Source organism: Flavihumibacter cheonanensis, assembly GCF_022352215.1.
GTDB lineage: Bacteria > Bacteroidota > Bacteroidia > Chitinophagales > Chitinophagaceae > Flavihumibacter > Flavihumibacter cheonanensis.
In genome coordinates this window covers 438,866-451,908 of record NZ_JAKRWF010000004.1, presented here as the reverse complement: position 1 = coordinate 451,908, position 13,043 = coordinate 438,866, and the positions used below count along the sequence as shown (strand labels likewise).

Annotated in this window: 13 protein-coding genes; 6 read left to right on the top strand and 7 right to left on the bottom strand. The window is 43.3% G+C overall.

From position 1 onward, the window contains the following. The first annotated feature begins 19 nt into the window (after positions 1-19). A complete protein-coding gene (locus tag MD536_RS18405; protein WP_239602793.1) occupies positions 20-1,942 on the top strand; it encodes a hypothetical protein in 1,923 nt (640 codons plus the stop codon). Next, positions 1,939-2,751, top strand: coding sequence for a DUF2490 domain-containing protein (locus MD536_RS18400; protein ID WP_239602792.1), 813 nt, complete (start codon positions 1,939-1,941; stop codon positions 2,749-2,751). Before MD536_RS18405 ends, MD536_RS18400 begins: the two co-directional genes overlap by 4 nt. A 3-nt stretch (positions 2,752-2,754) precedes the next feature. On the opposite strand, the gene MD536_RS18395 is transcribed toward MD536_RS18400, so the two are convergent. From MD536_RS18395 to MD536_RS18370, 6 genes are all read right to left on the bottom strand, one after another. Beyond that, complete coding sequence (locus MD536_RS18395) at positions 2,755-3,141, bottom strand: DUF1801 domain-containing protein (RefSeq protein WP_239602791.1); 387 nt, start codon at positions 3,139-3,141, stop codon at positions 2,755-2,757. Positions 3,142-3,179: 38 nt separating this feature from the next. After that, positions 3,180-6,098: a PAS domain S-box protein gene (locus MD536_RS18390; RefSeq protein WP_239602789.1), complete on the bottom strand. Its 2,919-nt coding sequence runs from the start codon at positions 6,096-6,098 to the stop codon at positions 3,180-3,182. A 118-nt stretch (positions 6,099-6,216) separates the two neighbouring features. After that, on the bottom strand, positions 6,217-7,248 hold the full coding sequence (locus MD536_RS18385; protein WP_239602787.1) for a LacI family DNA-binding transcriptional regulator: 1,032 nt from the start codon (positions 7,246-7,248) through the stop codon (positions 6,217-6,219). A gap of 17 nt (positions 7,249-7,265) precedes the next feature. Beyond that, positions 7,266-8,633, bottom strand: coding sequence for an NAD-dependent succinate-semialdehyde dehydrogenase (locus MD536_RS18380; RefSeq protein ID WP_239602786.1), 1,368 nt, complete (start codon positions 8,631-8,633; stop codon positions 7,266-7,268). A gap of 35 nt (positions 8,634-8,668) precedes the next feature. Next, positions 8,669-9,064 (bottom strand): nuclear transport factor 2 family protein, encoded by a 396-nt coding sequence (locus MD536_RS18375; RefSeq protein ID WP_239602785.1) that lies wholly within the window; start codon positions 9,062-9,064, stop codon positions 8,669-8,671. Further along, the gene (locus MD536_RS18370; protein WP_239602784.1) at positions 9,051-9,488 is read right to left on the bottom strand and encodes a DoxX family protein; all 438 of its coding nucleotides are present in this window, start codon (positions 9,486-9,488) and stop codon (positions 9,051-9,053) included. Before MD536_RS18370 ends, MD536_RS18375 begins: the two co-directional genes overlap by 14 nt. A 143-nt stretch (positions 9,489-9,631) precedes the next feature. Here MD536_RS18370 and MD536_RS18365 point away from each other — a divergent pair, with 143 nt between their 5' ends. Beyond that, entirely contained in the window at positions 9,632-10,261 is a 630-nt protein-coding gene (locus MD536_RS18365) for a hypothetical protein (RefSeq protein ID WP_239602783.1), read from the top strand. On the opposite strand, the gene MD536_RS18360 is transcribed toward MD536_RS18365, so the two are convergent. Then, entirely contained in the window at positions 10,245-10,856 is a 612-nt protein-coding gene (locus tag MD536_RS18360; protein WP_239602782.1) for a Crp/Fnr family transcriptional regulator, read from the bottom strand. The genes MD536_RS18365 and MD536_RS18360 overlap by 17 nt on opposite strands. A 46-nt stretch (positions 10,857-10,902) precedes the next feature. Between MD536_RS18360 and MD536_RS18355 the strand changes: the two genes are divergently transcribed. The 3 genes from MD536_RS18355 to MD536_RS18345 all read left to right on the top strand — a co-directional run bounded on the left by MD536_RS18355 (position 10,903) and on the right by MD536_RS18345 (position 13,020). Further along, a complete protein-coding gene (locus MD536_RS18355) occupies positions 10,903-11,577 on the top strand; it encodes a VOC family protein (RefSeq protein WP_239602781.1) in 675 nt (224 codons plus the stop codon). 70 nt (positions 11,578-11,647) lie between these two features. Further along, positions 11,648-12,001 (top strand): hypothetical protein, encoded by a 354-nt coding sequence (locus MD536_RS18350; RefSeq protein ID WP_239602780.1) that lies wholly within the window; start codon positions 11,648-11,650, stop codon positions 11,999-12,001. A gap of 2 nt (positions 12,002-12,003) precedes the next feature. After that, on the top strand, positions 12,004-13,020 hold the full coding sequence (locus MD536_RS18345) for a type II TA system antitoxin MqsA family protein (protein ID WP_239602779.1): 1,017 nt from the start codon (positions 12,004-12,006) through the stop codon (positions 13,018-13,020). Positions 13,021-13,043 lie beyond the last annotated feature (23 nt).

Sequence of the window (13,043 nt, the reverse complement as noted above, 5' to 3'; positions counted from 1 at the left end):
AAATAGCGGTTCGAATGTTATGAACCTCTACACTAAAACCCTTACTGCCTGTTTACTTTTTCTGGCTGTTCAGCTCTCAGCTCAGGAAAAAAGATCCTACGACAGTAGTTATCAGCCCATACTTGGACAATCCGGACATGCCCGGTTTACTTATTATCTCAATAAAGAAGGGAAACGAATCAAAGAGGGCCCCTTTCAGTTTCAATCCAAAAAAAGAGACAGTCTGAATCCATCTCTTTTCATTTACGAAGAGTGGAAGGGACAATATGCAGGTAACAAAAAACAGGGAACCTGGACCTATAAAAAAACCCGCCAATGGGTTCAACTGGAAGATGTAAAAGAATGGGATGTACAATACCAGTTAAAAACAGAAGAAAGAATTATCAAAGCCCATTATACCAATGATTTACCTGATAAGGAATGGGAACTAATCAGAACAGTTTTTCTAAATAAAGAAGCAGTACAACAGACAGAAAAATTAAAGACGGTCCTCCAAAATCAGCGTATCAATGGACCAATTGAATTGTACTACCAAATGGATTCCACCCGCAGTGGCAGGGTTAGCGGGTTTGCCAAAAACGGCCTGATGGATAGTGTCTGGAATTTTGACATCCGGAAAGGCGATAGCCTGATCCGCGAACAACGACAGTATAAAAAAGGATTTCTGCTTTCACTTACGAAAGCATTTCAGTCAGATACCATCACCAACCTGAAATACCCGCTCAGCCAGCTCATACAGGCATCCTTAAACGAAGCATCAGGAGAAGACCAGGCAGTCAATCTTCCGGTTAGCCTCAGTTTCAGTGATGGTTACCCAAGAACCTCTGAATACCTGCTTGCACAAAAAGATGCCAATCAGTACCTGGAAGAAATGTTAAGGCAATTGTTCCAGTATGATCCCGGATATATACCAACCAATGGTTTACCAGTTGGAACCAACCGCGGTTTTTATGTACTTACACAGAAAGAAAAAAACTTGCTGGATAAATGGCCCGACCTCGAATATTCTTACCGTGAAAAAGTGAATACTATCAAAGCAGAACTGGATACCAGCCTGGCTACTGCCAATGCTCCCGCACTCACCTGGATTCGTAACTGGACCAACCGGCAGGAATACATCCTCGATTATATCAAACCCTGGAACAATATTCTTTCAAGGAAAGAGATCGAATATTATTATCGCAAAGGGGAACTGATCAAATATGCCAGAGAATTACTCGACAGAGATGAAATCAGAAAAGCAGACAGTAGCATTCGTACAATTGAATATGAAGTTCCCGTATTCAGTACAACGGATTTCCTCAGTTATATCAGCAGCAATTTTGAGCTGCGAAAACAAAAAGCAGATTCCATCCTGGGTGAATTGAAAGGGATCAGTCGCGAGCAGGCTGTAAGTCGGGAAAAACAAGCACTTATACAAAGAGTCAACGCACTCAAAAAAGAAGTGGAAGAGCAATTGAAAGACAGTAGTTACGATGCTTCCATCGAGCCTCTTATGGCGCACCTCAAGCATTATTTCATGGAAATGGAATATCCAAGACTCTATGAAAGTTTTACGAATTCCATGGTTGCTGACTCCATCACCTATTTGCTGGAATCCGTGCAGATGATCCAGGAAATCGCAGTACGGTTACCCGTTCGATCCAAAAGAATAGACAGCCTGTACACCATTTACACCTTCGATCCCTTCACGTTCAATGATAAATTTCCACGCAGGATTAAAAAGAAATTATATGATCTCATTGCCGTTGAACTGTATTCGGATTTGCTGAAACAAATCAGTATCAATCCATCAATATCTGAAGTACGGACAGGTATTCGCCGGCTCTATGATATCCAGGAACGATTGCTATTTCTGCACGATAAAGACACCCGCAAACTCGAACGAAAACTGAGGAAAGGCAGCAGCATACAGGACAAACTGGAAGTGATAAAGGTATGAGCAGGAAGCTGAGATATTACACTTTGATAATCGGATTGGTGTTGCACTACCAGGCATTTAGCCAGCAAGCACCCGCGCCAGGTAAAACCATTACCAATAACACAGAAACCTGGCTTGGCCTCTATACGAAATACAGGCTAAGTGAAAAGTTGTTTTATTATGGTGAATACAATTACCGGAGAAGAAACCAGTTCATCAATGACATGGGACAATTGTACCTGCGCTTCGGACTCACCTACCTGGTAAACAAACAGTTTGAAGTAACCGCGGGAATTGTAACACCTTTTTACTGGGCGCCAAACAAGGAGGCTCCGAATATTGATAAAGTAGTGCCGCAATTCCGGTTTTGGCAGCAGTTCCTGTTGGTGCAACCGATCAACCATGTCAAGCTCTATCACCAGTTCAGGCTGGAACAACGATGGAGAAGAGATTTCACCAAAAACTCCTCCTTTAATCTGACACACCGGTTCCGGTATAAGATACTGGCCTATGTTCCGTTGAACAGCACAGAACTCAAGCAGAAAACCCTGTTTCTTGCTTTATCTGAAGAGATCTTTATGCAGGCGGGAAAGACCATTACCTATGATCATTTTGAAGACAACCGGGTAACAGCGGGACTGGGATATATCCTGAATGATAATATACAATTGCAACTTGCCTATATGTGGACTTTCAGGCATCGGGGAGCACCGAATGTATATGAGAGCAGGCATATCCCACGGCTCAGTGTGTATCACAACCTTGATTTCTTCACCAAAAAATTAAATCGCCGCAAACAGGCACCGGTATTGCTGACAGAAAATTTTTAAGCATCAGGAAGTCACCTTAATCCATTCTTTGATGATTTGCTGAATGGTCTTTTTTTTCTGCATGATTTCAATCATGTCGCTAAAGGAAAGCAATGCCCGATCTTCAGCAGCCCATTCCAGCCATTGCTGTGTGTCTGAACTTATTTTACCTTTTAATTTACGGGCTTTGATTTTTACTCCACAATGAAATACGAGCCGGATCTTATCCTTAGCACGTAGATTGAAGGTTATCCGGTCTTCCTCATTGATACAATAACTGGGCGCATTCCATTTGATATGCTCAGTAAGCTGTTTATTCGCTTCCAGAATAATTTCACGCAATTCCAACATTTCCTGTTTGAGCGGATGCTCCAGCTCTTCCAGCCAGGTATGGAGATCTGTGGTTTTCATATCCGTTGAATTTTCCGGGATGAAAATACAGCTTTTGTTTATACCGACTTACTAATCGTAAAATGAAAACAACTCCCCTCTCCTTCTTTTGATTCCACCCAGATTCTGCCACCATGAATGGTAACAATTTTTTTACAGGTAGCAAGACCCATACCTGTACCGCTGTATTTGTCTTTCGAATGCAAGCGGGTAAATACCTGGAAAATCTTTTCATGATACTGTGCCGGAATACCAATACCATTGTCTTCGATGCTGAATAGCCAGTTTTCAGCTAATTCTTTACCCGTTATACGAATAACAGGTGCATGATCCGGTTCCTGGTATTTGATACCATTCATGATCAGGTTCTGGAAGAGTAACTTGATAGCTGTTTGTTGCCCCCGGAAACTGGGAAGTTTAGACCAGCTGACTTTAACTCCCTTTTCCGTAATTAAAGAGTCATTTAAAGAGAGAATATCCAGCAACATGGGTTCCGGATCAATGGATTCAAAAGGAACCTCTTCACTACCAACCTTGGCATAATCCAATAAGTCGGTGATCAGTTGGCTCATTCGGTTGGAGCCATTGACTGCAAAATCAACATATTTGAGTGCGGTACTATCCAGTTGCGAAGAATGTTTTGCCTTCAGCAAACTCATAAAATTACCAACCATTCTCAATGGCTCTTTCAAATCATGCGCTGCAATGGATGCAAACTGCTCCAATTCTTCATTCTTCTGTTCCAGTTGATGGCGGGCCTGAACAATTTCATCAATAGGGCGGCCTTCGGGAATAATAGCTACCACCTTGCCACTTGAATCAAAAAGTGGCTTAAGGCTAAAAAGGATAGTTATTATCTGTTGATTTTTTCCAAGCACTTCCACTTCATAAACCACCGATTCACCGGCTGCTGCTTTTGCAATCGCCTGTTGCAACTCTGTTTTTGTTTGCTCATCTTTCTGCCACCAGTAACAGTCCCAGAATTTTTTTCCTTTTACATCCTCGACTGTAAGTCCGGCAAAATCAAGCGCCGTCTGATTGGCTTCTATCAATTCGCCATCGAGCTTCAAAAAACCAATGAACTGGAGGGTGGAATTAAATATGCCCCGAAACTTGGCTTCACTTTCTGCTAGTTGCTGCCGGATGGTATTCAATTGTGTAACATCTGTCATGGCTACCACTGCTCCTATTGTTTCCCCACCTGCCCCAATTACTTTTGTACCCGTTGCCAGTACATCAATCATTTTACCGGATCGGTGCTTAATAGCCATTTCACTAATTATGGGACTTTCTCCTTTCCATGCCCTGTATAAGGGTATACGTTCTGTAGTTAGGTGCGTTTTTTTGTCGGCTTCGAATAACTGGTAATAAGCCCCCCATTCCTCAGCAGGCAAATCTTTTTCTTCTATGCCATGCATTTGCCTTGTAGCATTATTAAAGAGCGTAAGCCGACCTTCATTATTACATACAACAATTCCAACATTGATCGTTTGCAGCACCGAGTCAATAAATGCCTTCTGTTGCACTAATTGAAGTTCCAGTTCTTTGGACTTTGTTATATCCAGATGCGTACCAAACATCCAAAGCGGTTTTCCGTCTTCCGTCCAGCTCATTACCTTACCCCGGTCAAGCACCCAAACATAATGACCATCCTTGTGTTTCATGCGGCACTCACATTCATAAAAATCAGCTTCGCGATTAAAGCAGGCTTTCAATCTCCTCTCTGATTCGGCCAGGTCATCCGGATGCGCATATTTCAACCAGGTTTCAATACTAATAGGGCCTAACTCTTCCAGTGTATAACCAATAATTTCTGCCCATACTGCATTAAAGCGAGTCTCTCCTGTTTGAACATTCCACTCCCAGGTACCAGCATGGGTACCTTCCAGGATATTGGAAATACGCTCCTTTTGCTGAAGCAGTTCCGTTTGCGCCTTTTTCCACTCGTTGATATTTTCAATCTGGGCAATAAAATACAAGGGCTTTCCTTCCGCATCATTTACTTTGGATCCGCTAAGATTGATCCAGATAATGCTTCCATCTTTACGGAAATACCGCTTCTCCATGGAATAGGAGTCAATTTCTCCTGAGAGCATTTTCTCAACATATCCCAGATCGGTATTCAGATCATCCGGGTGCGTAATTTCCTGGAAGCTGAGTGCTTTTAACTCTTTGGAAGAATACCCCAGGAGTTTACATAAGCTACTGTTAACTCTTGTAAATTTTCCATCCAAACTTACAAGCGCCATGCCAATGGATGCAAATTCAAAGGCGGAACTAAACTCCTGCCTGCTTGAACGGATAGCAGCATTTATCCGCATGGCCGTCTCATTTCGCTCTTTCATGTAGTCCTGATTCCGGAGTGCAAAATAAGACCAGGTCAACAATCCAATTACTACCACCAGCAGTATAATAAAACTGATATTATTCTGATCAGATAGCTTATCAAGTTTGCCCGAAAGAATTTCACTTCTTTTATTCAATTCATTCTGTACCCCTACTAAATTTTCTTCCCAACGTTCTGCCAGCGGAATATTCTTTGAGATATACTCTCTGATTTTTTGATTGGCTTCTGCTTCGGGAAGTGTAGCGAAGAGCATTAATTGCCTGTCCCAATCTGCAAAACGTTCCTCTGTTATGCGCTTCAACAATTCAATCTGGTTCAGCAGAGAATCAGTTCGAAATTGATTCACTAAATTTCTGGAAAGTGCAGCAGCTTGCTGTTTGTGCTGTAGGTAGGAGAATCGCATACTCTCCAGGCGATTTAATTGATACCCTCTTTTGTCCCTCAAGGCTTTTAATTGCAGGGTATTCAGTTCGAGCAATAAGTTGGACTTCTGCTCATTGGCTACCAATTGACGGCCTAACTCCTGTTGATGCTGAAGATTCCGGAAATAAAGAACCGATCCAAGAATAATCAACAACAAAGACAGTATCAGAACCAGGTAACCTTTTTGTTTCAGCGCTACAAATTTCATATGACCTTATCCAACCACAAATTTGCCGAATTTAAATTTTTTCCGGTATTTTTTACGGAAATATATTTTCTTGACCTCCCGTCTCCCGTCTCCCTCCTCCCTTCTCACGTCTGACATCTCACTTCTTCTTCGACGACGCCCGAATAATTAGTTCCGCGCGTAAAGAGATGGTATCCGTCATAAAAATATCAATCACGCCTTTCAGGTGATTGATCAGGTTCTTGGCAGCTGTTTTCCCAATATTATAGCCGGAATAATCAACCGTGGTTAGATTCGGCTCGATCACCAGGCTAATAGGATCATTGTTAAAGCCGGCAAACGCGATCTCATCCGGGATCTTAATCCCAGCTGCTTTTAACCGCAGCATGCAAAAAACTGCGGCAGTATCGTTGGCAGAAAACACTGCATCGGGACGTTTATCCGGTGGCAAAGAAAGAATCCATTCAGCAGCCTGGGCGCCTGCTTCGCTGGAGAGATTACTCACCTGGTGGAATTTCGCCGGCAGGGACAGATTATGCTCTTTCAGTGCATCTTTAAAACCCCTTAGGCGATCGCTGTACACATTGCGCAGCAGGTTGCCACCGAGGTGCATAATCCGGGTGCAGCCCTGCTCTATCAGGTGTTTGGTTACATTATAGGCCGCGGTATAATTATCAATTACAACAGAAATACTATCCGGATGATTGGCCACGCGGTCAAAAAATACCACCGGTATACGGCGATTGAAAAAAGGCTCAAAATGATCCAGGTTTTCGGTATTGGCAGCCAGCGAAACCAGGAGTCCGTCCACCCGGTTATTGAACATGTTCTGCGCATTCAGCTTCTCCTTCTCCACCTCTTCGAGCGATTGAGAAATAATCAGCCGATACCCTTCCTTACTAGCTACATCTTCCATGCCAGCGAGGGCAGCAGATACAAAATGACTATTTAACCTGGGGGTAAGTACGCCTAGCGTGAGGCTTTGTTTACTGCGCAGGTTACTGGCAAAAGTATTGGATCGATACCCCAATTCCTTGGCAGCTTCCTGGATTTTTTTCCGGGTATTCTTATTGATCAGCGTACTGCCTTTCAAACCCCGACTGACCGTAGCCGCGGATAAATTGAGGTGTTTGGCAATATCGTAAATCGTGACTTCTTTATCTTCTGCCATGGTTCTTAGTAATAAAATTACTTAATAGAGATCGTTTTGATGTTCACGAATTCATGAATGCCAAACATACCGAGTTCTCTTCCAAAACCGGAGGTTTTAATTCCGCCAAAAGGAAGCCGGCTATCCGACTGCACCAGCTGGTTCACGAAACTGGAACCGGATTGCAATTCATTTCGGGCGATGCGCTCTCCTTTTGCAAGATCCCTGGTGAAAATGGCGGAACCTAAACCAAACTCAGTATCATTGGCGATTAGGATGGCATCGGCTTCATCTTTTGCTTTGATAACAGCAGCAACCGGACCAAACAACTCCTCTTCATAAGCCGGCATACCAGGTTGTACATTTGTTAGAAGGGTTGCCGGATAAAACGCATGATTTCCTTCTGGGATTTGTCCGCCCAGGAGGCAAACTGCCCCCTTTTCAATCGAATGCTTCACCTGCTCGTGCAATTCATCCCTGAGATCAGCACGGGCCTGCGGACCTATATCGGTTGTTTCATCCAATGGGTCACCCATCTTTTTGGCTTTCATTTTTTGAAGCATAAGCTGGGTGAATGCTTCAGCGATGGGCGCTTCCACTATAAATCGTTTGGCTGCTATGCACGACTGCCCACTGTTAATAAGCCGGCTGTTTACACTGGCTTCAGCAGCTGCTTCCAGGTCGGCATCTGCAAGAATGATATAGGGATCACTCCCTCCCAGTTCAAGTACTACCTTCTTGAGCAAAGAGCCTGCTTTCTGTGCCACCTGTTTACCGGCCGGAGAACTGCCAGTAAGAGTAGCAGCCATCACATGGGGATGCTCCAATACAGCGTTCACCTGTTTGCTGCTAATAAGCAAGGTTTGAAACAGCTGCTGTGGGAAACCTGCTTCGATTACCATTTCTTCTATTGCGATGGCGCAGCCAGGTACATTGGAAGCATGTTTGAGCAGGGCCGCATTCCCCGCAGCCAGGGCAGGAGCTAAAAAACGGATTACCTGCCAGAAGGGAAAGTTCCAGGGCATGATGGCCAGCACAATACCAAGGGGTTGAAAGCTCACATAGGACTTGCTGGCTTCTGTAGGTATGAGCTGATCCTGCAAATGTATTGCTGCGTGTTCTGCATAGTACTCACAACAACGCGCACACTTCTCCACTTCTGCCAATCCCTGTTGAAGAGGCTTGCCCATTTCCATTGCCATCAATTCAGCCAACTGCTTTTTTCGGTTGCGCAGCACCGTTGCCAGTTGCCGGAGCCTTTCGGTGCGGGTAGCCATGGGTGTGAGTCGCCATGCTTTCCAGGCTTCCTGAGTTTGTTCAATTTTTTCCTGCACTTGCTGAGGACTGTGCTCCGTGTAGGATTGAATTGGTTGACCGGTTGCAGGATTGATGGAAGTAATCGGCATAGCGACAGCTTTTAGTCTCCTCAAATATACGGCTGTCAGCCTCGCTGTGTGGCCGCATAAATCTCAAACGTATCCGTGTACTGTTTAAAAGAGGTTACTTGTCCGGATGCCAACTTATACAGATGTAAAAAATCGGCCTTCATATATTTGCCGGTGTTGCGATACCTGCCTTCATAATAGCCGGTTACCAGTACCGAATCACCTGCTTCAATAAATTCTTCTACCACTGCTTTCCACTCCTCCCAGTTGGTATCAAATCCTGCGAGCACGTGAGAAATTACCTGCTCTCTTCCGGTATGAATTCCTCCATTGGGGAATCCCTTCATTTGTTCCCAACGGATCGTTTCGGAAAGCAGCAATCGAAGCTGATCAAAGTCCTTTTGTTTGAAGAACTGGTATAAACGCTGAATAATTTCCTTATTGGAATACATGTTGTTGTTTTTTCTGTACGATAGCATCTACCGACCATTGGCCGGCACCTTCGAGCAGCAAAGCAACAGAAATTCCAATTACCAAAATATGATATTCAAATCCCTCTCCTGCCTGGCTGCCCGACCAGTTCATGAAAAAGCCATGATTCCAGTGACTGGTAACAATCATACCAATAAAGAGACCAATCATACCAAGAGCAATAAGTCGCGTTGCAGCTCCTGCCAGGATGGCCAGGCTACCGGCAAATTCCAGGAGGATCACACCAAAGCTAACCAGCCATGGAAGTCCCTCCGTTTGTGTGAGATACTGCATGGTGCCATCAAAGCCATAGCCACCAAACCAGCCCAATAACATTTGACAACCGTGTGGTAAAACGACCACTGCAAACGTGATTCTGAGTAATAAAAGAGATACTTTTTTCATGTTTAAAAATTTTGAAACACAAAACTGAATCGATTTGGAAGGCAAAAAAATGAACTGGTTCAAGTTGTTGGAGCGTAGAACTTGAACTGGTTCATTTTTTATAGTTGTCAGGAGAATGAGTTTTGGTGTCTCAATTGATCACCATGATAAGAATTGTACTCCTGTTGGTTTTGTTTTCAGGTGCAGCGGTTGCACAAACCGGGAATGTAGAACTGATGCCTGGCAACCGATACTTCCACCAAATGCATTCGGTGGAATTTCCCTTGAATGCTTCTGGTAAATTCAGCTGGCAGCAACTAGGAACCATCATAAAATACTATGAAAAGGGATCAGGTAAGAACCTGCCCAAAGATGAACTCATGAACCAGAGTTATCTAGTTTATCATTTATCAGAGAAAGTTGCTGTGAAATCCGGCTTGTTTTATACCAATGTAGGCGGGTATCAACCATCCGTAGCTTTTCAATTCAAATGGAAACTGAAGCAGGGGATACTGCTTTTATCACCGAGAGCCAATCTTTCCCGGGTACAGGCTTATGAATTGTTTAGCCTGGTGGAATATAAACTAGGAGCGGATAAAAAATGGCCGGTGGTAGTTCGTTACCAGGGCATGAGCAGTGTGGGAGTAAAGGGACACAATAGAAGTTACCAGGCTTTTCGGTTAGGCATGCAGGTAAAAAAGAACCAGGTGGGAGCAGGTATCACATTGGATGAATTTGGAAAAGAGGGACGGGTTTACAGTAATTATGGCTTGTATTTTAGGAGGGTTTGGTAGCCCTTTTTTGTTGTTTGTCCAGTTCGTAAACCCGCTTTTTGATTTTACTGAGAAATTCGGCTGAGATACCCAGGTAGGATGCAACATGTTTTTGAAAAATCTGGTCATTCAGATCCGGATAGAGTTGCCGGAATTGCAGGTAGCGTTGTTCAGCATCCATACCCAGGTTTTGAAGTACCCGGTTTTGGAAAGCCGCATACGCACGTTGAATCAGCAGGCGATAGAAGCGTTCAAAAACTGGCACTTCTTCAAACAGGCGATTTACTGCCTCATAGGAAAAGGAACGAAGTTCAGTAGGTTCCAGCGCCTGCACATGAAGCAGTCCGGGTTGCTGGTTGGTAAAACTGGCAAAATCACTCGCCCACCAGCCTCTCACACCGAGTTGGATCACACGTTCCTGGCCATCGCTGTCGATATGAAACACGCGCAGGCTGCCGGATTCAATAAAATTGGTGAAGCGGTTGATTTCGCCATCGCGACTAATAAACTCATCCTTCTTGAAGGAGCGTTGCACGGTGGCTGCTTCAATGCGTTGCCATTGGTCGTCGGTAACCGAAACCAGGGAGCGAATAGACTGAAGTAAGAGAGCCGACATAACTATGAAAATACAGAATGCAAGTAACTTTATTAAAACAGAAACGATGATAGTTGAATTGGAACTGGCGAGTCCTGATTTAAAGCGGACGCTTGAATTTTACTCCGGGGTATTGGGATTGGAAGTAGTGGAAAGGGGGGCCGGAAAACTGGCCTTTCAGTTGGGGGATACAAAGTTGGTATTTGTGGACGCGGAGGGTGTTGAGCCGGTTGGGGCTGAGCCGGTTTATCATATGGCTTTTGATATCCCCCGTAATAAGCTGCAGGAGGCATTCGAATGGTTCGCAGCGCGGGTGGAGGTATTGCTGCTGCCGGATGGGGGTCACATTATGAATTTTGCAAACTGGCAGGCAGAGTCCTTTTATTTTTTTGATACAACCGGCAATTTGCTGGAATGTATTGTGAGGCACGATCAGAAAGAAGAAGCAAGTGGTGCATTTGGTGCGGAACAGTTGTTGCGCGTGAGTGAATTGGGCATCGTCACATCGCATGTGCCCAGCCTGGTGGAAAAGCTCGAAACTGAACATGGATTGCTTCCCTTTGTGAAGCAACCAGTACTGGAGAATTTCGCAGCGATTGGAAATGAAACGGGCCTGCTGATACTTTCGCAGGAAGGGAGAAACTGGTTTCCGACACAGCTGCCCGCGCAATCCTTTTACTGGAAACTCCAATTGTCAGAACGAAAAGAAGATGTAGGCATAATCCTAAAATCCACTAAATAGTGGATTTTTATGATTATATTTAACTTATTAACACATTATAATTGAATAATTAAATAACTTTGCAGCCCGAATGGCCACAAAACAGGAGATTGACCAATTCCTAACCCAACTAAAAGAAAAGATTAGGGTATTTGATGTTGTCTTCAGGCCAAGAGACAAGAATCTCAATGATTTGGCGGAATTAGATATCTCGGCATTTGCCAGAAAGGAATATCTGATGAGTTTAAAAGCGGAAGATTATTATTCCGGTCCAAATAAGGATACATATGATTCTAACAAACCCGACTATTATGAATTTGGTATCCGAATAAAAGGAAAAGAAGTCTACATTAAAATCAGTCCTGGACAACCAAAAAAGCCGGCTGATTGCATGTCATTTCATATTGCAGAGCGCCCTATGAACTACCCACTAAAAACCAAATGACCATGAAGCAAAGGATTGAATGCCCGTATTGTGATGGGGGTGCTATTCTTAAGAAAGAAGCAAAAGAGTTAGCATACCGAAAGGAGATATTTAAAATTGTTGCCCATTTTTATAAATGTGAAAAATGTGGTGAAGAATTTACAACAACGGAAACAGATACGATAAGTTTATTGCAGGCTCATAACCAATATCGGGAAAAGAACAATATTCCTTTCCCTGAAGAAATCGCTGCAATCAGGGAGAAATATGGATTAGCTGCTTCCAAAATGAGTGAAGTGCTGGGGTTAGGCGCCAATGGATATAGCAATTATGAACATGGAGAAATTCCAACGCCTGCATACGGAAATTTAATACGGGCTGCATCCGAACCACAAACATTTTTGAATTTTCTGGAGAATGCAAAAGAAAATTTTTCAGAAAATACGTTTAAGAAAGCAAAAGATAGAGTTGTATGGCTCCTTCAATCTGAAAAGGAGAAAAATGATCCTTGCGAAATGCTGAATATTTACAATCGTCCTAACAATTTTACCGGTTATAAAAAACCTGAAGCCACAAAAATTGCAAACCTAATTAGCTATTTTATTCAGCATTCGAAATCAGAATTCAACGATAAATTGAAACTGAACAAACAGTTATTTTTTGCCGACTTTACTCATTACAAAATGTATGGCGTATCAATATCCGGGTTGAGCTATCGGGCAATAAAATATGGACCTGTACCAACGAACTATGATTCAATCTACACGTACCTTGAAAATGAACAAGTCATAAGTTCTCAATTTTTAGAAACGTCCACAGGTGGTGCCAGAGAGCTATTTATTTCGGAATCCGAATTTGATAATACACTTTTTAGTGAGCAGGAAATAAAAACACTTTCCATTATAACTGACAGGTTTGCAAATACTTCAACCTGGAAAATTGTAGAATTAAGTCATAACGAAAAAGCGTGGAAAGAGCTTGAAGCCAAAAAAGCCATTATAGGCTACCAGGATTATGCCTTTGAACTTGCATCGGTTTAGTTATGCAGTCTTGAGCCAATTAT